This is a genomic window from Micromonospora sp. NPDC048930 (genome assembly GCF_043197935.1).
GTDB lineage: Bacteria > Actinomycetota > Actinomycetes > Mycobacteriales > Micromonosporaceae > Micromonospora.
The window spans coordinates 505,621-529,002 of record NZ_JBICUB010000002.1 but is presented as its reverse complement, the minus strand read 5'-3'; the positions used below and the strand labels follow the sequence as shown (position 1 = coordinate 529,002).

Sequence of the window (23,382 nt, the reverse complement as noted above, 5' to 3'; positions counted from 1 at the left end):
CCGCGCTCCTCTCCCCGGCTCTGACCAGGATCGCAAACGATCGAACGGCACGCACGCGCTTCGCTGTGCAACTACAGTCAGAAGGTGCCCGGCGCGCCGTTGAAGCCGATGCTCGCGATGACCGGGCAGCTCCCGGCCGGTGCCGGCTGGGCGTACGAATTCAAGTGGGACGGGGTCCGCGCGCTCGCCGACATCTCCCACGGCGACCGGCACTTCTACGCCCGCTCCGGCGTGGAGATCACCACCGCGTACCCGGAACTGCTCAACCTCGCCGAGCAGGTCGACGACGCCCTGCTGGACGGCGAGGTGGTGCTCTTCAACGAGCTGGGGCAGCCCTCGTTCACCGCGCTGGCCGAGCGGATGCACGTCCGGAACCCGGCCAAGGCGGCGCGGCTGGCGGCCACCATGCCCGTCACGTACATGATCTTCGACCTGCTCCGGCTGCGCGGCGAGGACCTGACCGGCCGCCCCTACCAGGAGCGGCGGGCGGCGCTGGAGTCGCTCGGGCTCGGCGCCGCCCGGTGGGCGGTGCCGCCCGCCTTCGCCGACGGCCCGGCCACCTACGAGGCGGCCGGCGAGCACGGCCTCGAAGGGGTGATGGCCAAGCGGGTCGACTCGGCCTACCGGCCCGGGGTGCGCTCGCCGGACTGGGTCAAGGTCAAGCTGGAGGTGACCGGCGACTTCGTGGTCGGCGGCTGGCGGCCCGGCGCGCGCAAGATCGGCGGCCTGCTGGTCGGGGTGCCCCGGCCGGACGGGCGGCTCACCTTCCGGGGCCGGGTCGGCGGCGGGATCGGCGCGGCCCTGGAGCGGGAGCTGCTGCGCGAGCTGGAGCCGCTGCGCACCGGCGCGTCGCCGTTCGCCGGGGACGTGCCGCGCGAGGATGCCCGGGGCGCGATCTGGGTAACTCCGCAGATCGTGGTGGAGGTGAAGTACGGGCAGCGCACCCCGGACGGGCGGCTGCGCTTCCCGCGGATCCTGCGCCTGCGGCCGGACAAACCACCGGAGGAGGTCGACGATGCCAGCTGACCGGCTCAGGGTGGACGTCGAGGGACACGCGCTGGAGCTGTCCAACCTGGACAAGATCCTCTATCCCAAGGCCGGCTTCACCAAGGGTGAGGTGATCGACTACTACACCCGGATCGCCCCGGTGCTGCTGCCGCACCTGCAGGACCGGGCGCTCACCCGGATCCGGTTCCCGAACGGCGTGGAGGGCGGCTCCTTCTTCGAGAAGAACAAGCCCGCGTCGACGCCGGACTGGGTACGCACCGAGAACCTGCCCGCCCCTGGGTCGAGCAAGGGACGGGAGACCATCGACTACGTGGTCGCCGACGACCTGCCCACCCTGGTCTGGCTGGCCAACCTGGCCGCGCTGGAGCTGCACACGCCGCAGTGGAAGATCGGCGAGCACCCGGACATGATGGTGGTCGACCTGGACCCGGGCGCCCCGGCGGCGTTGAAACAGTGCTGCCAGGTGGCGCTGCTGATGCGGGACCGGCTGGCGTCCGACGGCATCGAGTCGTACCCGAAGACCTCCGGGAAGAAGGGCATGCAGCTCTGCTGCCCGATCGCCGGCACCCAGGACTCCGATCTTGTGTCGGGTTACGCCAGGCGGATCGCCCAGGAACTGGAGAAGGCGCACCCGAAGCTCATCGTGTCGAAGATGGCGAAGAACCTGCGCCCCGGCAAGGTCTTCATCGACTGGAGCCAGAACAACGCGGCGAAGACGACGGTGGCGCCGTACTCGCTGCGCGCCCAGGCCGTGCCGTCGGTGTCCACCCCGCTGACCTGGGACGAGGTCGAGGCCGGCGCGGCGGGGAAGCGGCCGTCGAGCAAGCCGTACACGGCCGACGAGGTGCTCAAGCGGGTCGCGAAGCAGGGCGATCTGCTGGCCCCACTGCTGGACGGCGGCCCGGAGCTGCCGGCCGGTTCGTAGGCCGCGGCTCCGGAAACGCCCGCAGTCCCTGACAACCTTCCGTGACACCGCCACGTGTAAGGGGCGTGACCGACCAAACACAACGACTCTCCGCGGCGGATCGGTCGTACGTCGCCTTCGTCGAGACCGCCTGGCAGCGACATATCCGGCTGGCCATGCTGCTGACCGGTGATCGGTGGCGGGCCGAGGAACTGCTCCAGGACAGCCTGGTCAAGGTGTACGAGCGGTGGCGGCGGCTGTCCCGGCTCGACGACCCGCACGCCTACCTGCGCCGCGCCCTGGTCAACAACCACACGTCCGGCTGGCGACGGCGGCGCCGCGAGAGCCTCGTCGCGGACGTCCCCGACCGGGCCGCCCCGGCCGGAGACATCGGCCCCGACGCCGTCGTCCTGCGCCGGGCGCTGATGTCGCTCCCGGCGAAGCAGCGAGCCGTCGTGGTGCTCCGCCACTACGAGGACCTGACCGAGCGTGAGGTCGCTCAGGTGCTGGGTTGCTCGGTGGGCACCGTCAAGAGCCAGAACGCCCGGGCGCTGGACAAGCTTCGCCACTTCCTGGACCAACCCTCCTACCAACTGAGCAGGTGATCAGTCATGAACACGCTTGATAAGCGTCTCGCCAACGGGCTGCACGACATCGTCGACGGCGACCTGGACTCCGTACCCCCGGTGGGGGCGCTGCTCGACCGCGGCCGGCGGGCGCGCCGGCGCCGGACGGCCACGCTGGTCGGCGGGACGTTCGCGCTGCTGGCGCTGGGCGTTGCCAGCGTCGCGACCGTGGTGACGACGCCGGCGTCGGACCGTCCCGGCGTCACCGAGGCGGCGCGGCCGGCGTCGGCCTCGCCGAAGATGAAGCTGGTCTCGGCCGTCGCCGCCAGCGAAAACCTCAGCTACCGGCTGCGGCTGACCAATGCGGGGCCGGACGGGCTGACGTACGAGGGCGCGTTCGACCCGAAGACCACCACCGGGTACGTCCGCGCGCCGCAGGACGACTCGGTCATGACCGAACTGCTGATCAACGGCACCCGGTACGTCGGCGGGGAACGCCCGCAGGGCAAGCTGCCGGCCGACAAGGGCCCGGGCGAGACGTACGGCAGGTACGGCCAGTACCCCGGCAAGTACGACCGACTGTCCCTCTACGACGAGGGGAACGGCGTCCTGGGTGCCGCGTCACCCGACCCGGCGGCCCTGTTCACGGCGCTGAAGACCGCGAACGCCACCATCTCGCAGAAGCCTGATGGGACCTTGCACTTCGAGTACACGACCTCGGAGGAGAAGGGGTCGACCACCACGTCCGGGGACGTCACGCTCGACGGTGACGGTCGGATCGCGAAGGTGGCGCTCACCGGCACCTGGCGGTCAACGGCGAAGGGCCGGCTCGACAAGGGCACGTTCAGCGCGACCCTCGAGCTGTTCGACTACGGCGTCGCCGTGAAGGTGAAGCGCCCGACCGACGTCGTCATGTTCAAGGAGTAGTTCCATAGCCGGGGGCGGCCGCCGACCGGCCGGTGGTCTCCCGGCCGGCACGAACTGCCCGGGTCCTGAGCGGCCCGGGCAGTTCGCCGCCGGGGATCAACCGCGGGCGGCGTCCCACGTGGGGCTGCTGACTAGACGGCGAACAGCAGGACGGCGTCGAGCAGGACGACCACGGCGGTGGCGAAGTGGATGCCGAAGGCGACGGCCTTCGTCCCGCCGTGTCGCAGCACGATGACGGTGTCTGCCAGCGGGCAGAGCGCGACGACCAGCATGTACCAGGCGACGGCGTCGGCGCTGGTGAAGGCGATCAGCGCAAGGCCCAGCAGGCCGTAGCTGAGGTCGCGCACGCCCTTGATCGTCAGGTAGGCGGAGTCTCCGTCCGGTTTGGCCGGGACGCCGTAGCCGGCGGCGGAGGCCTGAGGCGCGAGAAGGAACCGGGTGCCGATGAATACACAGAAGAGGCTGAGGACGACGGCGAGCCCGTAGGCGACGGTGCTGAGCATGTCTGACTCCGAATGCTAGCAGTGCTAGATGTGAGAGCGAAGCTAGCAGAGCGCCGGCAGATTGGCTAGCGGTGCTAGAGTTCCGGTCATGTCGATTCAGGCACGGCGCGAACGGGAGCGGGCGGAGCGGGAGCGGGCGATCATCGCCGCGGCCCGGGAGTTGGCCGAGTCGGAGGGCTGGGACGCCGTCACCACCCGCCGGCTCGCCGCCGAGATCGAGTACAGCCAGCCCGTCCTCTACAGCCACTTCAAGGGCAAGGACGCCATCATGGCGGCCGTCGCCGTGGAAGGCTGCGGCGATCTGGCCGTCGAACTCGCCGCCGCCCGGGCCGCCGCGACCGACCCGCAGCAGGCGGTGGCCGGCATCGCCAACGCGTACGCCACGTTCGCCGAACGCCGGCCCGCGCTCTACGACGCGATCTTCAACCTCCCGGTCGACCTGACCTTCGCCAGCCAGGAGACGCCGGTCGAGCTGGCCCGGGCCTTCGCCGAGCTGGCCGAGACCCTGCGCCCGTTCGCCGGTGACGACGACCTGGAGACGTTCACCGAGACCTTCTGGAGTGGGCTGCACGGCCTCGTCACGCTGATGCGCAACGGCCGACTGCGGCGGGAGGAACACGAGCGGCGGTTGGCGCTCCTGGTGGACCGATTCTGCCGCTGACGCTGGATCGTTAGGGTGGGCGGACCGGCAGGGAGGAGCGCCCGATGGCTGTCCACACGCCCGTAACCGTTCCGGCCGCCGCGCCGCGCGCGGCCGACCTTCCGCTGCTCACCTACTACGACGACGCGACCGGGGAGCACACCGCGCTGACCGCGCAGCAGCTCGGCGGATGGGCGGCGCGGAGCGCGGCGCTACTGCGCGACGGTTGCGGACTCGGCCCCGGCAGCCGGGTCGCGGTGCTGCTGCCGCCGCACTGGCGTACCGCCGCGGTGCTGGTCGGCGCCTGGTCGGTCGGGATGGCGGTGTCGTTCCGGCCGCGGGCCACCGCCGGGCTGCCGGTCCTCGAACCGGGCGCCGATGTCCCGTACGACGCGGTCTTCGTGACCCCGGAACGCCTGGATGACTGGCTGGAGGACGTGCCCGAGGGAACGCATCGCTACCTGGTCGGCACCGGATCCGGGCCGTTGACCGAGGTGCCCGTGGGCTGGCTGGACTGGTCCACGGAGGTGCTCCGGCACACCGCCGCCCCGCCCGACCGCACCCTGCTCCACCCGACCGACCCGGCCAGCCCCGACGGCACCACGTACGGCGAGTGGGGTGCGGTGGCGCGGGCCATGGCCGAGCAGCTCGACCTGCGGGTGGGGGACAGGCTGCTGGTCGACGCGGCCGAGCACGAGCAGCCGCTGAAGTGGCTGCTCGCGCCGCTCGCCGCCGGCGCGTCGGTGGTCATCTGCGCCAACCTCGACCGGGCGAAGCTGGACGCCCGCATCGCCGCCGAGCAGGTCAACCGGGTGCTGTGAGGCACCCGACAGCCGGTCCACTGTGCCCGCTCGCTGTGCGAGGCTGACGATCATGACGAATGCACTCGTACTCGCCGGTGGCGGGGTGGCCGGGATCGCCTGGGAGCTCGGCGTGCTGCGCGGCATCGCCGACGCCGACCCGGCGCTGGCCGACCGGATCCTCGCCGCCGACCTGGTCGTGGGCACCTCCGCCGGCTCGTCGGTCGCCGCGCAGATCACCAGCGGCGTCGCGCTCGACGACCTGTACGCGGCCCAGCTGCGACCGGAGACCGCCGAGATCGAGGTCGACGTCGACACGGAGAAGCTCTTCGCCGACTACGCGGCCGTGCTGGCCGGCGCGACCGGGCCGGAGGACGCCCGCCGCCGGCTGGGCGAGCTGGCCCTGGCCGCGCGGACCGTCGAACCGGCCGTCCGGCTCGCCGCGATCGACGCCCGGCTCCCGGTGAAGCAGTGGCCCGACCGGCGCGTACTGCTGCCCGCAGTCGACGCCGAGACCGGCGCCGAGGCGATCTTCACCCGCGAGTCCGGCGTGGCCCTGCGCGACGCCGTCGCCGCCAGCTGCGCGGTGCCTGGCGTCTGGCCGCCGGTGGCGATCGGCGACCGCCGCTACGTCGACGGCGGGGTGCGGTCGATGACCAACGCCGACCTGGCCGCCGGGGCCGACCGCGTACTGATCATCCAGCCGGTCGTCGCCGACACGCCGCAGCCGTGGGGCGACCTCGACGCCGAGATCGCCGCGCTCGGGCCGGCCATCGTTTACGTGATCAGCGCCGACCAGGCGTCCGTCGACGCGTTCGGCACCAACGCGCTGTCCCCCGCGACCCGGGCACCGTCCGCCCGCGCCGGCCGGGCCGTCGGCGCGGCGCACGCCGCCGCCGTGGCGGCCCTGTGGGGCTGACGCGCGGGAGCCGGCCGGCATTCCGCCTGATTACCGGGGCTGGATCCTAGCGATCCGGCGGTCGCCCGCGATGTTCTTTGCGGGAACCGCCGCCGGTGCTCGTCGCCGGGCTCTACCGTCCAGACGCCGTCGGACGGGTAGTGAGCCGCAGGTCGAGCACGAGGAGCAGCCGGATGAAGGAGTCCACCACCAGCGGATCGAAGGCGTCGTTCGAGGACCTCCGCCAGATCGACGCCGGCGTGCTGAACATCGGGTACGTCGACGCCGGGCCGGCGGACGGTCCGGTGGTGATCCTGCTGCACGGTTGGCCGTACGACATCCACAGCTTCGTCGAGGTCGTACCTCGGTTGGTGGACGCCGGCCGCCGGGTGCTCGTGCCGTACCTCCGCGGTTTCGGCGCGACGCGGTTCCGGTCCGCCGACACGATGCGGAACGGCCAGCCGTCGGCGCTGGCCCTCGACACCGTGGCCTTCATGGACGCCCTCGGGGTGGAGCAGGCGACGCTGGCCGGGTTCGACTGGGGCGCCCGTACGGCCGACATCATCGCCGCCCTGTGGCCAGAGCGGTGCAGCGGTCTGGTCTCGGTGAGCGGCTACCTGATCGCCGGCCAGGAATCAGGCCGGGCGCCCTTGCCCCCGGCGGCCGAACTCTCCTGGTGGTACCAGTTCTACTTCGCCACCGACCGCGGCCGGGACGGGTACGCGAAGAACCTGCACGACTTCGCCAGGTTGATCTGGCGTACGGCGTCCCCGAAGTGGGCGTTCGACGACGCGACGTTCGACCGGAGCGCGGCCGCGCTGGACAACCCGGACCACGTCGACGTGGTGATCCACAACTACCGGTGGCGCCTCGGCCTCGCCGCCGGCGAGCCGCAGTACGACGCGTGGGAGGAAAAGCTGGCGGGAAATCCGAGCATCACCGTGCCCACGATCACCCTCGAAGGGGATGCCAACGGCGCACCCCACGTCGACCCGACGGTCTACGCCGGGCGCTTCTCCGGCCCGTACGAACACCGGACCGTGCGGCGCGGCATCGGGCACAACCTGCCGCAGGAGGCGCCGCAGGCCTTCGCCGACGCGGTGCTGCAGGTCGGCGAGCGTCGCTGACCCGCGCCGTCGCATGGGTTCATGCTCCCAACCGAGTCCGACAAGCTCCTGACGACTGCCGGCCGGCCGGTTTTGACGCCGCCACCCGCTGTAGTGGCCAGGCCCGAAGGTGAAGGTGGGAGAGATATGACTCTCAGGCATTTTTATGCCCGAGAGTCATATCGGTCCGAGGGGTTGTCTCAACCAGCGCGCGACACGCCAGAGACACAATGAGCGGCAGGTGCGATGCGACTCGCGGCTCCCGCCGGGGCTCCGCACCGCCGGCCGTCGCCCGAGGAGCGCGAACCGCCGGCGCGAATCCGGTTGACACTGGTCCGGGGCGCGGTGCCTACTGCCCACCGGGCGCCGTCGCGCCGGCCCGGCATCAGCCCGTCACGGCCGGCCGCCGGACGATCGACGGCAGGCGACAGGGCAGGGAAGACATGATGGACCGGACGGACGCGCTGGCCTGGAAAGAGTACGGCGAGGAACACCTCGCGGCACTGACCGAACTGGCCGACGCGTGTCTGGCCGTCGACGGCGGGCTGCCGCTGTTCACCACTCCTCCGCTGCTGCGGGCGCGACTGCTCCACACCCGTACCCTCGGCGCCTGGCACGAAGGCCGCCTGGTCGCGGCCGTGAGCGTCGGCACCGCCGGGCAGCCGGCCACCAGCACCGGCCTGGTGCATCCGGCCTGGCGGGAGCGCGGCCTCGGCGGCCGGCTGCTGGACTGGGCGGACGAGCAGGCCGGCGACGCCGGCCTGCTGCTGACCACCGAGTCCTGGAACCGGGGCGCGGAGGCCCTGTTCGCGGCGCGCGGCTTTGAGCGGACCTTCACCGAGTGGGTGCTGCGACACGACCTCACCACCATCCCGGAGGTCGCCCGCCCCGACGACCTGACCACCGAGCCGGTGACGCTGGATGCCGAGCTGTTCCAGACCTACCGGGCGTCCTTCGCGGACCGGCCCGGCTTCGTCGAGCCGGCGGCCGAGGAATGGCTGGACGAGCTGCGGGAGGACGACGCGTACCGGCGGGACCTGTCGCTGATCGCGCGCGACCCCGACGGCGCGGCGGTCGGCTTCCTCAACGTCATCGACAACTGGATCGACCAGGTGGGCGTCGTCCCCGCCTGGCGGGGCCAGCGGGTCGGGGCCCACCTGGTGACGACCGCGCTGCGGTCGCTCGCCGCCGACGGTGCCCGGGAGGCCTGGCTCTGCGTCAACGACAACAACCCGGCCGCCGGCCTGTACCGGCGGCTCGGGTTCCAGGACGCCGGCCGCCGCGCCCGCTACCTGCGTCGCGGCGCGTCGCCCGCCTGACGGCGTGCTGCCGTCCTTGCGTCGGTCAGCAGCGCACGGCCGGTGGTGTCACTGATAGAGCCGGCCAGGCCGGGTGGAACGGCTCGGCCTGGTGATCACGGCGTCTCCGCGTCTCCGGCGCACCATGATGGTCTTTGCCCGCTTCTTCAACCGGGTGAGGATTCTGTCCTTCATCGCGTGCCTCTCTTCTCTCGTACGTCCGATCGGAGATGGCGCTACGGCGGCGTGGCATCTACCCAGCCCGCCTGACGACCGCGTACCCGACGGGACGGCCGCCATTCGCCAGCACTGGCCCGGGTCGCCCTCAGCGGCGGCCCAGCCACGGCGCGCGCCGCGCGCAGGCCGAGGTGTGGTCCACCGGCAGCGCACACCGCCCGCCGTCGGCCAGCGGCCGATCGCAGAAGACCCAATGGCGTACGCACTGCTCGTCCTCGGCCGAGACGGTCACCCCGCCCGGCTCGACCCGGGCGCTGAGCTGGGCCAACACCCGGGCGGCGGTACGCGCGAAGATCCGGGCGCGGTGCAGATCGGGCGCGGTGACCGGCAGGTGGATCACCCAGCGGTCCGTCATCGGTAGCGGCGGTTCGCCGACTGGGCACTCTGCCACGCGCGCAGGGCGTTCTTGATGCGTACGTTCTCCTCCTGCACCGCGACCAGGGCGGTCTGCGCGACGGCCAGTTCGTCGGCCACCCGGTGCAGGAAGGTGCGGATCTCGACCGGATCGAGGCCGCGCCGGCGGACGTTGAAACAGCGATCCCGCACCTGCCAGGGGCGGAGCGGGGTGCGGTGCCCTGGTGTCTTGTGGATCGGCGTTGGTTGCGGTGCGTGGGGCCGGCGGGTCAGCCGGCGGAGCAGGTTGCGCACGAGATGACCGCCCTTCGTGGAGGCCGCGGATCGTGGAGGAAGGGCGGTCTCCACCGATTGCGGCCGGCGGAGACCGCCCGGCCGCGCTGGGGGAGCGCGGAGGGTGTGAGGTCTCGACGGCGATGCGAGACCGGTACGAGAGGCGCCAACCGACCGCAGCAGCACCGCATCACCGAGAGCGACGGTATTGCCACTGAGTCACCTATGTCAAGCACGTCTCCGAGTCAGCTACCCACTTATGTCACCCGCGCTACGTGCGTTGCCTATGCCGCAACGGTTGATCGATACTGGGCGTGCCAACCGACTGCAAGGGGCCTGACGTGCCTATTCCGCCCACCATGGACGAGCTGCTCGACGATCTACTGAAGAAGATCAAGAACGGGACCTATCCGCCTGGATCTCAGCTTCCGTCTGGGCGGGAGTCGGCGGATGCGTATGACGTGTCGCAGTCCACGATCAGTCGGGCGGTAGCGAGGCTGCGGGAGCAGGGGGTGCTGGTCGGCCGCCCAGGCCGTGGGGTGTTCGTCGCTGAATCCGCTCGACACTGACGAACTTAGCCTACGGCGCCCCCGTTGCGTTCTGCGCTCGCGTTCGTGCGACGGAAGGCTAGATCGCCAACCGGCCACGACACGACAGTGTGGATTGTGGCAAACTGACTCACCAGCTTCAGCCCCTCGAAGGTGATGATCAAATATGCTCAAGGAGCTGCATCTGAAAAACTTTCGGGCGTTCTCTAGCTTCCGGGTTAACTTCCGTAAGGAGAATGTCCTAGTAGGCCCGAACAGTGCTGGCAAGAGCACCATCCTGACGGCGCTGCGACTTGCCCGGGCCTGTTTGCGTTCCGCGTACCGTGTCGCACCTTCGAGGACCGTGCGACATCAGGACAGTTGGCTGCAGGCGTACCCCATTCCTGCCAAAGAATTCGAGGTGCTGCGCGAGAGCGTTCATCATGAGTTCCGAGACTTGGAAGCAAGCCTCGTTCTGCGGTGGGACAATGGTGCATCACTGACAGCGGTTTGGCCGCCTGAATCGGATGAGGAGCAGGAGCCGTTCTTCTATCTTCGGAATAAGATCGGCAACAACCCGAGGAACCCTAGCGCCGTTAAGGCTGTTTTTCACGACATCTATAGCGTGCCCACGCTAACCCCATTAGAGCACGAGGAGGGCGTACTTAGTGACGAGTATGCCCGCAAGAACCTAGACACACGCCTGGCGAGCCGGCAGTTCCGGAACCATATCCGTCTCATGGAGCAGAGTGGCGGATGGCACGACTTCATCAGTTTTGCTGAGGCTTGGTTGGGCGGCTACGAGCTTCTCAGGCCAACTGTGTCCTTTGGTGTCGGCAGCAGCCCCGGTGTCGATCTCTTCTACAAGGAGCCCGGTAGCAGCCGCGAAAAGGAGGTGGTCTGGGCAGGCGACGGTTTCCAGATTTGGATCCAGCTCCTGTTCCAGCTCTACCGAGGGCGCGGGCTCCGGTCCGTCCTGCTGGACGAGCCGGAGGTCTTCCTTCATCCGGACATTCAGCGACGGCTCGTCCGTCTGCTCTGCTCACTTGACCAGCAATTCATTTTTGCTACGCATTCAGCGGAGGTCCTGACTGAGGTAGACGCGTCCTCAATCGTTTGGGTTGAAAAGAGTCGACGGCGCGCAATACGCAATCCTCAGGATGAGCAGTTGTTCGCAATGAGCAGCTCCATTGGCTCAGCGTTCAACCTTGCCTTGGCAAAGGCGCTGCGGGCAAGGTGCGTTCTGTTTGTCGAGGGTCAGGATGCAAAGTGGCTACGGAGTCTGTCGCGAACCCTCGGCTACAAGAACTTGGAGAAAGATACCTCTCTCGCGGTCGTGCCGATCAACGGATTCTCTCACTGGGAGCGAGCGCAGCACTTTGGGTGGATTGCGAAAGAGTTTCTGAATGAAGCAATCAAGGGGTATGTGATCCTCGATAGGGACTACCGGCTTCCCGAGCAGGTCGAGCATATTGAGCGGTCGCTGATCAACGATGGGCTAGCAGTGCACACCTGGAAGAAGAAGGAGATCGAGAGCTACCTTCTTGTGCCAGAAGCAATAGCCCGCCTTTCTAAGGTGTCAGTGGCTACGATCGACGAGCTTATAGAAAGCGCGGTAGCGGCGGAAGAAAGCCATGTGTTCGGTCAGATCACCGCAGAGCGTATGGAGATCGAGATCAAGCTGGGCAGGCATCGGGCTACCATTATGCAGGAGGCGCGGGACCAGTTCGCTTTAGACTGGTCGAACGAAAGTTACCGGCGATCGGTCGCTCCGCCGAAGAAGGTGCTCTCGACGGTGAACGCAGGACTGCAGTCCCTTGGCAAGAAGGCAGTGTCGTTCGACGCTATTGCACACACGTTGAGGGAGGATGAAATTGACGCGGAAATGGCGCACGTGCTTGAGCAGATTGAAGTCCTGTCAAGCTGATTGATTGCGCGGCCAGTCGCTAAGATGGCTAGCTGACCTATCCTCCGTCTGCCCTGGGTTTGCCGCAGCTTGCTCGCTCCGCCTCTCAGGTCCGGTTACGCCGGTCCGCAATCGCTGGCTAAAACGCTTGCAATCCTCACCGATCAAGGAGTTGATGGCGTGTTAGCGGAGGCGCGGGGGGTCGTCTGACCGCGCCGTCCGTCCAAGGTTGAAGGACGGCCAAGTGGCGCGGGACGAATGGCACAGCCGCGACCCAGCCGCTCATGCCGCACATGGCGGCAGTTTGGCCGCACACGCCAACCTAGTCGAAAGAGGGCAGCGAAGGCCCGAGTACGTCATCCGCGTCCACGATGGTGTACGCGTACCCCTGCTCAGCGAGGAAGCGCTGCCGATGCGCCGCGTACTCCGTGTCGATGGTGTCCCGGGAGACGACCGTGTAGAAGTGCGCCTGCCGGCCGTCGGACTTCGGCCGGAGCACCCGCCCCAGCCGCTGCGCCTCCTCCTGCCGCGACCCGAACGTCCCGGACACCTGGATCGCCACCGCCGCCTCCGGCAGGTCGATGGAGAAGTTCCCGACCTTCGAGATCACCAGCGTCCGGATCTCACCCGAGCGGAACGCGTCGAACAGCCGCTCCCGTTCCTTGTTGGTGGTCGAGCCTTGCACGATCGGCGCGTCCAGGTATTCGCCCAACTGGTGGAGCTGGTCGATGTAGCCGCCGATGACGAGCACCTGCTCGTCCGGGTGCCGGTCGACGAGGGCGCGTACCACCGGCAGCTTGGTGCGGGCGGTCGCCGCCATCCGGTAGCGCTCCTCGGCTTCCGCGGTCGCGTACGCCATCCGCTCGGCGTCGGTGAGGGTGACCCGTACCTCGGTGCATTCGGCCGGGGCGATCCAGCCCTGCGACTCGATGTCCTTCCACGGCGCGTCGTACCGCTTGGGGCCGATCAGGCTGAACACGTCGCCCTCCCGGCCGTCCTCGCGTACCAGTGTTGCGGTGAGGCCGAGCCGGCGGCGGGCCTGGAGGTCTGCGGTGAACCGGAAGATCGGCGCGGGCAGCAGGTGCACCTCGTCGTAGATGACCAGGCCCCAGTCGCGGGCGCCGAACAGGTCCAGGTGGGTGAACGCGCCGCCGCGCCGCGAGGTGAGCACCTGGTACGTGGCGATGGTGACCGGGCGGATCTCCTTGCGCTCGCCCGAGTACTCGCCGATCTCCTCCTCGGTGAGCGAGGTGCGGGCGACCAGCTCGCGCTTCCACTGCCGGCCGGCGACCGTGTTGGTGACCAGGATCAGCGTGGTGGCCTTCGCCTCGGCCATGGCCGCCGCCCCCACGAGGGTCTTGCCGGCGCCGCAGGGCAGCACCACCACGCCGGACCCGCCGGCCCAGAACGCCTCCACGGCCTCCCGCTGGTACGAGCGCAGGGTCCACGGCTTCACGCCGTCCTTGCCGGCCTCGGCCAGCTCGATCGGGTGCGCCTCGCCGTCGACGTACCCGGCCAGGTCCTCGGCGGGCCAGCCGAGCTTGAGCAGCGCCTGCTTGAGCCGGCCCCGCTCGGACGGGTGCACCTGGATCGTGTCGTCGTCGATCTTGTTGCCGAGCATGCCGGCGAGCTTCTTGCTCTTGGCGACCTCGATCAGCACCAGCCGGTCCAGGGCGCGCAGCACCAGGCCGTGCGCCGGGTCGTTGGCGAGCTGGAGCCGGCCGTACCGGTCCATGGTCTCGGCCACGTCGACCAGCAGCGCGTGCGGCACCGGGTAGCGGGAGTACTTGATCAGCGCGTCCACCACGCCCTCGGCGTCGTGGCCGGCGGCCCGGGCGTTCCACAGCCCTAGCGGGGTGAGCCGGTAGGTGTGCACGTGCTCCGGGGAGCGTTCCAGCTCGGCGAAGGGCGCGATGGCCATGCGGCAGGCCTGCGCATCGGGGTGATCGATCTCCAGCAGCAGGGTCTTGTCCGACTGCACGATCAGTGGTCCACCGCTCACGCCAGCGTCCTCTCCCTTGCCGGATTTTCGTCGGCCGCAGGCCGGCTGACCTGCCGAAGGCCGACCATCCAGTGTTGCACGGACGGAGGTGCCCGGAAAAAGTCACGCTGGACAGGCAACGGCATACTCCTCTCACACGTCTAGCAAGCGGGACAACTGTCCAGGGGAGGGCCCATGAAGCGTGTCCGGTTCACCGCCCGGGTCGTCACCCTGGCCGCGGTCGTGCTGGTCGGCGTCGGAGCGTGCGCGCTCGATCCGCAGGACGACGAGGCCGGGGTTGGCGCCCCGGCTCCCGTCGCCCAGACGGAACGGGCATCGGGGGCGAGCGCGGTGCCCACGCCGGACCAGACGACCGGGTCCCCGTCGGCGGAGCCGAGCCGGACGGCGACGCCGAAACCCACCCGGACCGAGCAGCCGACCGCCAAGCCGAGCCCGACCGGGTTCACCGGCTGCCCGCAGGGCGAGCACCAGCGGGCCGTGGAGACGTACCTGGCCCGGCTGGGCGGGTTCGGGAAGGTCACCGTGGACGGGAAGCAGTCCGCCGCGGACTGCACCGCGATCAAGAAGTTCCAGCGCCGGTACGGGATCAGCCCCGCCGCCGGCCGCGCCGGCGCCACCACGTACGACGTGGCGAAGCGGCTGGCCAGCACCGACGTGCACCGCTGCAAGGCCGGCTCCGGCCTCACCTTCTGCGTCGACCTGACCCGGCAGACCGTCTGGGCGATGCGCGGCGGCACGGTGGTGATGGGCCCGACGGTCACCCGCACCGGCATGGCCGGGTACGCCACCCCGGCCGGCACCTACCGGGTGGCCAACCGGGCCCTGCAGGAGTGGTCCAACCCGTACGAGGTGTGGCTGCCCTACTGGCAGCGGTTCAACGGCGGGATCGGCTTCCACGAGACCACCACGTACCTGCACGACAAGTCGATCGGCTCGCACGGCTGCGTCAACCTGCTGCACCGCGACGCGGTCCGGCTCTGGGAGCTGGGCTCGGTCGGTACCCGGGTGGTCGTCTTCGGCCGTCGCCCCGGCACCTGAGCCGCCCCGTCCCGGCGGCTGAGCCGCCCGCGTGACCGCCCCACCCGGATCAGGGTTTTATCCGATGTCCACCCGGTCGTCCCGGTGTCACCCTGGAAGCGGGTCCGGACGGGGCGGGAGGGACTGGCATGACGGTCGACCACGAGGTGCTCCCCGAGGAGAGCCGGAAGCCCGACCACGAGGTGTCCACCGCGGTGCTGGTCGGGTACGCGACCGCCGCCGTCGCCCTGGTCGGCTGGTTCCTGTTCGGGCTGTTCGTCCAGCGCCAGGGCTTCGTCGACTCGGTCGGTGAGTCGGCCGGCGCGGGATTCGCGCTGCTGCTCGCCGTCTCCGTGGTCGGCGCGTTCCGCCACAACGGGCAGTAGTGGTCAGTCCTCCAGCACCGCCGCGGTGATCCGGTGCAGCGCGAAGGTGTGCAGCATCTCCGTGCGCTCGTCCTCCGCCCGCAGGTAGCCCGCCCCGATCGACACCGGCCGGACCAGCCGCGACGCGGTCGCCCCGTGCGCGTCGACGTAGCCCACCCAGACCCGCGACTTGTCCCGTACCGCCTGCTGGAGCACGGCGAGCGCGTCGCTGTGGGTGTGCACGGGCGCCGGACCGGTGCGCGCCGCGCCGCCCCGGACCACCGCCGGGGCCCGCCGGGCCGCCCGCGCCGCCGCCTCGCCGCGCCGGATCTGCTCCACCACGCCGAGCAGCCGGGGCAGCGGCAGCTTGGGCGCCGCGAGCGGGTCCAGGCTGCGGGCGGCAACCCCCACCCGGGCCGGCGCCCGCCGGGTCTTCGGCCGGGCCAGCACCGCCGCGCCGCTGGCGTCCTCCGGCACCGGCGCGTACCCGGCGTCGCGCAGCGCCGCCAGCATCCGCTGCACCTGGTACGGGGTGACGAGCACCGTCGGGGCCAGCCGGCGGAACGCCAGCGGCTCCAGCCGCCTGTCGGCCAGCACCTCGGTGAGCAGCGCCTCGTCGTCGCTGCGCACGTACCCGCCGGCCGAGCCGACCCGCAGGCCGCCGTGCTTGCGGGCCACGTCGTCCACCAGGTACGTCAGCCCCTGCGGCACCGGGGTGCGGGACCGGCGGCGGAAGAGCGAGTGCAGGTCGTCGGCCGAGTACCCGGCGTCCAGCGCCCGCCGGACGCTGGCCGTGGTGACCCGGTGCACGCTCGCCCCGCCGGCCGACTCGTGCTCGGCCACCACGTCCAGCTCGGCGGCGAGCGCCGGGTCGGGCGGCCCGGGCACCACCACGGTCAGGTCGGCCTGCACCAGGAAGTGGTCGACCGGGGCGGGGAGCAGGGCGTCCAGCGCCCGTACGGCGGTCGACGGCTCGCCCGACTCGGCATCGGAGAGCAGCCCGAGCGGGTCGTCGGCCCGCTCGTCGGCCTCGGTCAGCTCGGCCAGCAGCAGCCGCCCGTACGAGGTGAGCGCGCCGAGCCCGGTCACCCCGAGCTGGGCCGCCTCGGCCAGCACCTCCCGGTGCGCGGCCTCCCGCCCCCGGGCGCGCCGGGGCGCCCGCCAGTCCAGCAGCTCCAGCACCTCGTCCGGGGTGGGGGCGGTCGCCGGGGCCAGGTCGGCCAGCACGGCGAGCACCGCGCGGCGGGCGGCCGGCGCGCCGGCCCGTTCCGCCTCGGCGGAGAGCACCGAGATCGGCCGGTCCCGGTCGTCGCGCTGGCCGACCAGGCCCGCCTGGCGGGTCATGGTCAGCCAGGCCCGGGCCAGCTGCTCCCAGCGCTGCGCGAGCGAGGCGGCCCGCCACACCTCGTACCCGCCGGTGGGCAGGATCTGCTGGTCGCCGCCGTAGCGGGTGGCGGCGGCCCCGGTCAGGTCCAGCTCGCCGACCAGCCCGGCCGCGTACGCCACCTCGAAGAGCAGCGCGGTGGTGGCGTCGTCCAGCCCGAGGCCCCGGGCCAGCCGCCGCAGGTCGCGCACCCCGACGCCCCCGGAACGCAGCACCGGGGCCGGCTCGGCGGCCAGGCTCTCCAGCAGCGCCTCGGTGTGCCGGACCACCTCCATGGTCTGCCCGGCCCCGGCCGAGTCCACCGCCTTCGCCTCCCGGGGCGGGCTGGCCACCACCGGCGGGCTGGTACGCAGCGGGCCCAGCGGACCGCTGTCCCGGCGCAGCAGCAGCCCCACCTCGCGGGGCAACTCCACGGTTCCCGCGCCGCCCTTGCCGCCGGACATCCGGACGAGCAGCCGGTGCTCCACCAGCCACCGGATCGGCGAGCCGGTCGGCGCACCGCCGTTGACCAGGTCCGGCGGGAGGGCGTCCTCGGCACCGGTGGCGGGGGCCTCCAGCGCGCCCGGGGGCACGGTGCCGACCGGTGGGCCGGCGGCCAGCCGGTCCAGGATCGCCCGCGCCGAGGGCGGCGCGGCCAGCAGGGTCCGCCGCAGCTTCGCCGGGTCCGCGCAGAGGGCCGCCGACCGCGGGTCCAGCTCCGCCGCCGGCCGGCCCAGCCCCGCCAGGTACGGGGAAACCTCGTCGACGCCGCCGACCACGTGCAGGTCGTGCTCGGGGCCGTACAGCAGGAAGAGCGCGCGGAGCTTGTCCACGGCGGCCCGGACGGCGGTCGGGGCGGGCGGGTGCGGGCCGGCGGTGGCCATCGCCAGGATGGCGTCGGTGGAGGTGCCGCCGCCCTGCAGGTCGCGGGTGAGCCGGGCGGCGTCCAGGATCTGGAGGGTGAACTGGTCCAGCCCGTCCAGCGCCCGGGCCACGGAGACCCGCGACTGGGCGCGGATGGCGAGCGCGGAGATGTCGGCCGGCACCGGCACGACGAGGTCGGGCCGCAGCTGGAGGAGGGCGGCCAGGGACTCGTCGGGGAGCGTCCGCAGATGGTCGGCGAGTGAGGTGGTCATCGTCGTTCCACGCTAGCCCGGCGGAGGGCGTTCGCGCCCCTCGGACGTCCGGCTCGGTCCGGGTCGGGCGGCAGGTACGTTCTCGACATGCCCCCACTGATGGTCGGCTTCGACCTCGACATGACCCTGGTCGACTCGCGCCCCGGCATCGCCGCCGCCTACCGGGCGCTGACCGCGCGGACCGGCGTGCCCGTGGACGCCGAGCTGGCGGTCTCCCGGCTCGGGCCGCCGCTGCGTACCGAGATCGCGCACTGGTTCCCGCCGGAGCGGGTCGAGGAGGCGGTGACGCTCTACCGGGAGCTCTACCCGGCGTACGCGATCACCCCGACGCTGCCGATGCCCGGCGCGGAGGCCGCGATCGACGCGGTGCACGCGCGGGGCGGCCGGGTCATGGTGGTCACCTCGAAGATCGGCCGGCTGGCCAAGCTGCACCTGGACCACCTCGGGCTGGCCGTCGACGAGCTGACCGGGGACCTCTTCGCCGAGGAGAAGGCGACCGCCCTGCGGGAGCACGGCGCCACCCTCTACGTGGGCGACCACGTGGCCGACATGACCGCGGCGAGAACGGCAAATATCCCGGGCGTGGGAGTGGCGACCGGACCGTGTTCAACGGACGAACTGCGGGACGGGGGTGCCCATCTGGTGCTGGATGATCTCACCGAATTCCCGGCGGCGCTGGACCGGATCATCCGGCTAGCCTTGAAGGGGTAGTTGTCTCGAGCGAAGCAGAGGTTCTCAGGTGCCGACGGGTCGAGTGAAGTGGTACGACGCGGCCAAGGGCTACGGGTTCGTCACCAGTGACGAGGGTGGCGACGTGTTCCTGCCCAAGGGCGCGCTACCGGCGGGTGTCACCGACCTGAAGGGCGGCCAGCGGGTCGATTTCAGCGTGGTCGACAGCCGTCGGGGTGCCCAGGCGATGGGCGTGAAGCTGTTGGAGGCGCCGCCGTCCGTGGCGGAGCTGCGCCGCCGACCGGCCGAGGAGCTGCACGGCCTGGTCGAAGACATGATCAAGGTGCTGGAGGCGAAGGTCCAGCCGGACCTGCGCCGGGGCCGCTTCCCGGACCGGAAGACCGCGCAGAAGATCGCTCAGCTGGTCCACGCGGTGGCGCGCGAGCTGGAGGTCTGAGGGACGAGCCCGGCGTCGGCGGCCCGGCCCAGCAGCGCCTCGACGGCGGCGAAGCCGGCCTCTCCCAGGTCGGCGGTGAAGTCGTTGACGTAGAGGGCGATGTGCCGGTCCACGACGTCGGGCTCCATCTCCTGCGCGTGGGAGAGGACGTACTCCCGGCTGGCCTCCGGGTCGGCCCAGGCCTGGCGTACCGACTCGCGGATCCAGGCGGCCGCCTCGACCGGGTCGACCGCGCCCTTGCGGGCCAGGATCGCGCCGAGCGGGATCGGCAGGCCGGTGTCGCCCTCCCACCACTCGCCGAGGTCGACCAGGGCGGTCAGCCCGTGCCGGGGGTAGGTGAAGCGCGCCTCGTGGATCACCAGCCCGGCGTCGTACCGGCCGGCGGCGACGCCCGGCATGATCTCGTGGAACGGCACCACCTCGATCCGCGCCGGCGGCCGCTCCGCCGACCAGAGCCGGAACAGCAGGTACGCCGTGGTCCGCTCGCCCGGCACCGCCACGGTCGCGCCGGAGAGGTCCGTCCTGTCCCCCCGGGTGAGCACCAGCGGGCCGCAGCCGCGGCCCAGCGCCCCGCCGCAGGGCAGCAGGTGGTAGTCGTCCAGCAGCCAGGGCAGCGCCGCGTAGCTCACCTTCACCAGGTCGAACGCCCCGCGCTCGGCGGCCGTGTTGGTGACGTCCACGTCGGCGTAGGTCACCTCGACCGGCGGTGCCCCCGGCACCCGGCCGTGCACCAGGGCGTCGAAGACGAAGGTGTCGTTGGGGCAGGGCGAGATTGCCAGGGAGAGCGCCACGCCCCCACCGTAACCCCGTCCTCCGGACCACCCACCACCCCGTCCCCGCCGGCCGGCCCTGGAGCGCCCGGGCGGCCCGCTGTCTCTCGATGCCGCTGGCGGTGGGCGAACTTCGGCGCCCCGGCCGCACTCCCGATGTGCCACCCCCTGGCGGGCGGCTCAGCCTTGTCGCGGCTGCGGGCGAGGCTGGCCGCCCGGCGTGCCGCTCCCGGCCACCGTTCACGCTGCTCGCCGCTGGGGACAAGGCATCGCTCCTCTCTGCCTTTGGAGCTGATATCGCGAACGACTCAGCAGCGCCATCCCGAACGGATGACGGGTGGACCGAGTCGGCTTGCGCCCCAGCTTGCGGCCCTGTCAGTCAGGACTCGACGCCGATGGCTGGCATTCCGACACGGGCGGCGATATCACCAGCGACTCAGCTCCAAAGCGGCCCGCTATCCACATCTCTTCCGCCAGGGGAGGGGCTGTCCACAGGGTTATCCACAGGTGGGCGGCTCCTGTTGAAACGGCGGCGGTGGGGCCGGCAGCATTCGGGCCGTGGTGGAACCGAGCCCCTCCAGCGCCCAACGGGCAGACCTGGGCGACGTGCTCCGGCGGCTGCGGCGGCAGGCCGACCTGAGCCAGCGGGAGCTCGCCGTCCGCGCGGGCGTGCCGCAGCCCGCCGTCGCGCGGATCGAGTCCGGCCGGGCCGCCGATCCGCGCTACCGGACCGTGGAGCGGCTGATCCGGGCGGCGGGCGGGCAGGTGCGGTTCGACGCCGGGGCCACCGCCGAGGAGCCTCACCTGCCGGCACCCGTGCCGCACGACGAGCTGCGGGACCAGGCGGGGCGCCGCTATCCGGCACACCTCGACGTGTGGGAGGTCAAGGAGCCGAAGGACTGGCCCGGCGCATGGTGGGCGGAGTGGTACAACCTGCCGCCGGAGCGGTGGCCGCTCCCCCTGCCGCCAGCCACCTACGAGCTGAACCGGGGGCACCGGGACCGGCGACGGGCGGCGGATTGGGTACGCGGCGCGGTGTCGGTGCGGCGGGTGACCGGGCCGGCGTTGCCGTTGACGTCCTGGAGGTTCGTCGCGGAACTGCCGGACGGGGAACTGGTGGGCGAGCTCCGGGCGCACGAGCGCAGTCCCCACCTCCACTGGGGCGGTGAGGAGCCACCGGCGGAGCGGGAGGCCGTCCTCGACGGAGTGCTCGTCGCCGCCGAGCACCGCCGGTTGGGCATCGGGCGCCGCCTGGTGCAGGCCCTTGTCGCCGAGTTGGACCAAGCCGGCGTGGGGGTCGCCCGGGCGCTGACCGAGGGGCCGGGGATCAGCTTCCTGCTCGCCTGCGGGTTCGCGCTGGAGGCCAGCCGGCCGGCGGCGCTGCGGCTGGACCGGCCGTTCAACGGAGGGCGGCCGCCGCCGTGGTGAGGGCGGCGAACGCCTCCCGCATCCGCCAGGCGCTCCGGTCCCGGGGCCCGATCGGGTTGGACACCGTACGCAGCTCGGCGAAGGGCAGGCCGGCCTGGGCGGCGGCGACCCCCACGCCGTACCCCTCCATGGCCTCGGCCACCGCGTCGGGGTGCCGGGCGACGAGGGTCGCGGTGCTCTCCGCCGTGCCGGTCACCGTGCCGACGGTGAGCACCGCGCCGGCGACCGCGTCCGGCAGCGCCGTACGCAGGGCGTTCAGCAGTCGGGGGTCGGCCGGCACCACGCTGCCGGCGCCCAGCACGTCCGCCGGCATGCCCAGCTCCTCGATGGGAAGGAAGCCCTCCGGCGACTCGGCACCCAGGTCCGCCGCGACGCTGCGGGTGGCCAGCACCGTGCCGCCGACCGCCACCCGGCCGACGAAGCCGCCGGCGATGCCCGCGCTGACCACCGCCCGGTACGGCCGCCCGGCCGCCTCGGCCAGCGCCAGCAGGCGGGCGGTGGCGGCGCCGGCGACGGCGGGGCCCACCCCGACCGGGGCGACGGTCACCGTCGGGTCGGTGAGGCCCGCCCGGACCGCCTCCGCCTCGGCGGGTACGGCGGTCACCACCAGCAGCCCGCTCACGCGACCGGTCCCCGGTGCTCCCGCTGGTTCTCGTCCTCGGCCCCGCCGGGGCCGCCCACGGCCGAGGAGGGCCGGTAGATGTGGAAGCCGGGCGGCGCCAGCCCGTCGTCCTCGAGCCGGGCGGGGGTGCCGTTGTGCGAGGGGGCCGGCGAGGTGGGCGCGGCGTCGCCCAACTCGTCCACCTGTTCGGTGTCCAGCTCGTCGTCGCCGAGCGGCCGTCCCACCAGGTGCTCGCGGCGCAGCCGGCTGGCCACGAGCACGCCGCGGGCGGCCACCAGGGCCGCGACGCAGGCGGCGACCGCCACCCCGACCCGGCCGGTGAACGGCACGAGCCCCAGGCCGCCGCCGGCCACGAAGGCGAGCATCAGCGCGGTCTCCGAGTGCGCGAACGAGCTGGCCCGCAGCCGTTCCGGGATCCGCTCCTGGATCGACGCGTCCACGGCGAGCTTGGAGATCCCGCTGATCAGGGAGGCGACCAGGCAGAGCAGGGCCACCAGCGGCAGCGAGAACTTCAACGCGGCCAGCACCGCCACCCCGGCCACGATGATCGTGCCGCTGGACTGGATCGCGGTGGGCCGGTGGATCCGCAGCCGGGTGCCCACGGCGGTGGCGAGGAAGCTGCCCACCGCGAGCGCCCCGCCGACCAGCCCCAGCGCGGCCTGGGCGCCCAGGGTCCGGCCGAAGAAGTCGGTGGTCAGGTCGCCGGCCTTGATCGCGAACGCCAGGAAGAGCAGCAGGAAGCCGTACAGGCCGCGCAGCGCCGCCGCGCCGATCAGGGTGGCGATCACCAGGCGGCCGGCGGGGCGACCCCGGCCGAGCGGCCGCTCGCCCTCCCGGCGGCGTAGCGCCCGCAGGGGGCGCGGGACCCGCTCCGGCGGCTCCGAGTCGGCCTTCGGCGGCAGCCGCAGCGCGATGACCATGCCGATCAGGAAGATCAGCGAGGCCACCCGGAGCGGCCACTGCGCGCCGAACCAGAACGTGGCCAGCCCGAGCGGGGCGACCAGCGCGCCGGCCACCGTGCCGTAGACGCTCGCCCGGGCCCCCACCTGGGACAGCCCCAGCCCCTCGGGCAGCAGCCGGGGCACCGCCGCCGAGCGGGCCACGCCGTAGGCCCGGGAGAGGGCGAGCACGCCGAACGCCGCCGGATAGAGCCCGAAGCTGCCGATGTAGTCCGAGATGAGCCAGGCCAGGAACGCCCGGCCGAGCATGGTGGTGGCCAGCGCGTACCGGCGGCCGTGTCGGAAGTGGTCCAGCAGCGGGCCCACCACCGGGGCGAGCATGGCGAACGGCACCATGGTCACCAGCAGGTAGAGCGCGACCTTGTTCCGGGCCTCGCCCAGCGGTACGTCGAAGAAGATCGTCCCGGCCAGCCCGATGGCGATCAGGGTGTCCCCGGCGCAGGAGAGGGCGTGCAGGTCGAACATGCGGACCATGCCGGCCTCGTTGCCGGCGCTGCGGGCCCGGGCCGACCCGGCGCGCCGGGTCATCCACCGTCCGCTGCGCAGCGAGCCGCGGAGCAGCAGGCGGGTGGCGCGGATGCCCGTGCCGACGGTCCGCCCGAGGACGGACCGCCCGGAGCGGGAGGACAGCGGCATGCCCCCCATCC

General features: G+C 71.9%; 24 protein-coding genes. 16 read left to right on the top strand and 8 right to left on the bottom strand.

Translation table 11 applies throughout. The features are described from left to right. Positions 1-84: 84 nt before the first annotated feature. From ligD (ACGFI9_RS07910) to ACGFI9_RS07895, 4 genes are all read left to right on the top strand, one after another. The gene (gene ligD, locus ACGFI9_RS07910; protein ID WP_393176187.1) at positions 85-1,026 is read left to right on the top strand and encodes a non-homologous end-joining DNA ligase; all 942 of its coding nucleotides are present in this window, start codon (positions 85-87) and stop codon (positions 1,024-1,026) included. Further along, the gene (ligD, locus tag ACGFI9_RS07905; protein WP_393176185.1) at positions 1,016-1,933 is read left to right on the top strand and encodes a non-homologous end-joining DNA ligase; all 918 of its coding nucleotides are present in this window, start codon (positions 1,016-1,018) and stop codon (positions 1,931-1,933) included. Before ligD (ACGFI9_RS07910) ends, ligD (ACGFI9_RS07905) begins: the two co-directional genes overlap by 11 nt. Positions 1,934-1,998: 65 nt before the next feature. After that, the gene (locus ACGFI9_RS07900; protein WP_393176183.1) at positions 1,999-2,517 is read left to right on the top strand and encodes a SigE family RNA polymerase sigma factor; all 519 of its coding nucleotides are present in this window, start codon (positions 1,999-2,001) and stop codon (positions 2,515-2,517) included. Positions 2,518-2,523: 6 nt separating this feature from the next. Continuing rightward, positions 2,524-3,405 carry a hypothetical protein gene (locus ACGFI9_RS07895; RefSeq protein WP_393176181.1) on the top strand — a complete coding sequence of 294 codons (882 nt, stop codon included), beginning with the start codon at positions 2,524-2,526 and terminating at the stop codon, positions 3,403-3,405. Positions 3,406-3,536: 131 nt separating this feature from the next. Here the strand turns inward: ACGFI9_RS07895 and ACGFI9_RS07890 are convergent, their stop codons facing one another. Beyond that, on the bottom strand, positions 3,537-3,908 hold the full coding sequence (locus ACGFI9_RS07890) for a DUF4267 domain-containing protein (RefSeq protein ID WP_393176179.1): 372 nt from the start codon (positions 3,906-3,908) through the stop codon (positions 3,537-3,539). A gap of 88 nt (positions 3,909-3,996) precedes the next feature. On the opposite strand from ACGFI9_RS07890, the gene ACGFI9_RS07885 reads away from it, so the two are divergent. From ACGFI9_RS07885 to ACGFI9_RS07865, 5 genes are all read left to right on the top strand, one after another. Beyond that, positions 3,997-4,569 carry a TetR/AcrR family transcriptional regulator gene (locus ACGFI9_RS07885; protein ID WP_393176177.1) on the top strand — a complete coding sequence of 191 codons (573 nt, stop codon included), beginning with the start codon at positions 3,997-3,999 and terminating at the stop codon, positions 4,567-4,569. Between the two features lie 44 nt (positions 4,570-4,613). Beyond that, positions 4,614-5,369, top strand: coding sequence for a TIGR03089 family protein (locus ACGFI9_RS07880; protein ID WP_393176175.1), 756 nt, complete (start codon positions 4,614-4,616; stop codon positions 5,367-5,369). Positions 5,370-5,421: 52 nt separating this feature from the next. Next, positions 5,422-6,267 (top strand): patatin-like phospholipase family protein, encoded by an 846-nt coding sequence (locus tag ACGFI9_RS07875; RefSeq protein ID WP_393176173.1) that lies wholly within the window; start codon positions 5,422-5,424, stop codon positions 6,265-6,267. A 173-nt stretch (positions 6,268-6,440) separates the two neighbouring features. Beyond that, on the top strand, positions 6,441-7,373 hold the full coding sequence (locus ACGFI9_RS07870) for an alpha/beta fold hydrolase (protein WP_393176171.1): 933 nt from the start codon (positions 6,441-6,443) through the stop codon (positions 7,371-7,373). Positions 7,374-7,798: 425 nt separating this feature from the next. Then, a complete protein-coding gene (locus tag ACGFI9_RS07865; protein ID WP_393176169.1) occupies positions 7,799-8,671 on the top strand; it encodes a GNAT family N-acetyltransferase in 873 nt (290 codons plus the stop codon). Between the two features lie 304 nt (positions 8,672-8,975). Here the strand turns inward: ACGFI9_RS07865 and ACGFI9_RS07860 are convergent, their stop codons facing one another. After that, on the bottom strand, positions 8,976-9,242 hold the full coding sequence (locus ACGFI9_RS07860) for a hypothetical protein (protein WP_393176167.1): 267 nt from the start codon (positions 9,240-9,242) through the stop codon (positions 8,976-8,978). Continuing rightward, a complete protein-coding gene (locus ACGFI9_RS07855) occupies positions 9,239-9,514 on the bottom strand; it encodes a DivIVA domain-containing protein (RefSeq protein WP_393176654.1) in 276 nt (91 codons plus the stop codon). Before ACGFI9_RS07855 ends, ACGFI9_RS07860 begins: the two co-directional genes overlap by 4 nt. Positions 9,515-9,873: 359 nt before the next feature. Here ACGFI9_RS07855 and ACGFI9_RS07850 point away from each other — a divergent pair, with 359 nt between their 5' ends. Then, the gene (locus tag ACGFI9_RS07850) at positions 9,874-10,083 is read left to right on the top strand and encodes a winged helix-turn-helix domain-containing protein (protein WP_393176165.1); all 210 of its coding nucleotides are present in this window, start codon (positions 9,874-9,876) and stop codon (positions 10,081-10,083) included. 145 nt (positions 10,084-10,228) lie between these two features. Continuing rightward, entirely contained in the window at positions 10,229-11,968 is a 1,740-nt protein-coding gene (locus ACGFI9_RS07845; RefSeq protein WP_393176163.1) for an ATP-dependent endonuclease, read from the top strand. 301 nt (positions 11,969-12,269) lie between these two features. Here ACGFI9_RS07845 and ACGFI9_RS07840 read toward each other — a convergent pair whose 3' ends face one another. After that, positions 12,270-13,949 carry a DNA repair helicase XPB gene (locus tag ACGFI9_RS07840; RefSeq protein WP_393176161.1) on the bottom strand — a complete coding sequence of 560 codons (1,680 nt, stop codon included), beginning with the start codon at positions 13,947-13,949 and terminating at the stop codon, positions 12,270-12,272. Positions 13,950-14,123: 174 nt separating this feature from the next. Here ACGFI9_RS07840 and ACGFI9_RS07835 point away from each other — a divergent pair, with 174 nt between their 5' ends. Both ACGFI9_RS07835 and ACGFI9_RS07830 read left to right on the top strand, forming a co-directional pair. After that, positions 14,124-14,987 carry a L,D-transpeptidase family protein gene (locus ACGFI9_RS07835; protein WP_393176159.1) on the top strand — a complete coding sequence of 288 codons (864 nt, stop codon included), beginning with the start codon at positions 14,124-14,126 and terminating at the stop codon, positions 14,985-14,987. A gap of 128 nt (positions 14,988-15,115) precedes the next feature. Further along, positions 15,116-15,352, top strand: a complete 237-nt coding sequence (locus ACGFI9_RS07830; protein WP_393176157.1) for a hypothetical protein — start codon at positions 15,116-15,118, stop codon at positions 15,350-15,352. 3 nt (positions 15,353-15,355) lie between these two features. On the opposite strand, the gene ACGFI9_RS07825 is transcribed toward ACGFI9_RS07830, so the two are convergent. Continuing rightward, on the bottom strand, positions 15,356-17,830 hold the full coding sequence (locus ACGFI9_RS07825; RefSeq protein WP_393176155.1) for a helicase-associated domain-containing protein: 2,475 nt from the start codon (positions 17,828-17,830) through the stop codon (positions 15,356-15,358). Between the two features lie 87 nt (positions 17,831-17,917). On the opposite strand from ACGFI9_RS07825, the gene ACGFI9_RS07820 reads away from it, so the two are divergent. Then, a complete protein-coding gene (locus ACGFI9_RS07820) occupies positions 17,918-18,541 on the top strand; it encodes an HAD family hydrolase (protein WP_393176153.1) in 624 nt (207 codons plus the stop codon). Positions 18,542-18,569: 28 nt separating this feature from the next. Beyond that, positions 18,570-18,956, top strand: coding sequence for a cold-shock protein (locus ACGFI9_RS07815; RefSeq protein ID WP_088997128.1), 387 nt, complete (start codon positions 18,570-18,572; stop codon positions 18,954-18,956). On the opposite strand, the gene ACGFI9_RS07810 is transcribed toward ACGFI9_RS07815, so the two are convergent. Continuing rightward, complete coding sequence (locus ACGFI9_RS07810; RefSeq protein WP_393176150.1) at positions 18,917-19,747, bottom strand: 1,4-dihydroxy-6-naphthoate synthase; 831 nt, start codon at positions 19,745-19,747, stop codon at positions 18,917-18,919. The two genes, ACGFI9_RS07815 and ACGFI9_RS07810, sit on opposite strands and share 40 nt — an antisense overlap. Before the next feature lie 537 nt (positions 19,748-20,284). On the opposite strand from ACGFI9_RS07810, the gene ACGFI9_RS07805 reads away from it, so the two are divergent. Then, positions 20,285-21,154 (top strand): GNAT family N-acetyltransferase, encoded by an 870-nt coding sequence (locus tag ACGFI9_RS07805; protein WP_393176148.1) that lies wholly within the window; start codon positions 20,285-20,287, stop codon positions 21,152-21,154. On the opposite strand, the gene ACGFI9_RS07800 is transcribed toward ACGFI9_RS07805, so the two are convergent. Both ACGFI9_RS07800 and ACGFI9_RS07795 read right to left on the bottom strand, forming a co-directional pair. Next, positions 21,126-21,776 (bottom strand): futalosine hydrolase, encoded by a 651-nt coding sequence (locus ACGFI9_RS07800; protein ID WP_393176146.1) that lies wholly within the window; start codon positions 21,774-21,776, stop codon positions 21,126-21,128. The two genes, ACGFI9_RS07805 and ACGFI9_RS07800, sit on opposite strands and share 29 nt — an antisense overlap. Then, positions 21,773-23,371 carry an MFS transporter gene (locus tag ACGFI9_RS07795; protein WP_393176144.1) on the bottom strand — a complete coding sequence of 533 codons (1,599 nt, stop codon included), beginning with the start codon at positions 23,369-23,371 and terminating at the stop codon, positions 21,773-21,775. Before ACGFI9_RS07795 ends, ACGFI9_RS07800 begins: the two co-directional genes overlap by 4 nt. Between the last annotated feature and the right edge of the window lie 11 nt (positions 23,372-23,382).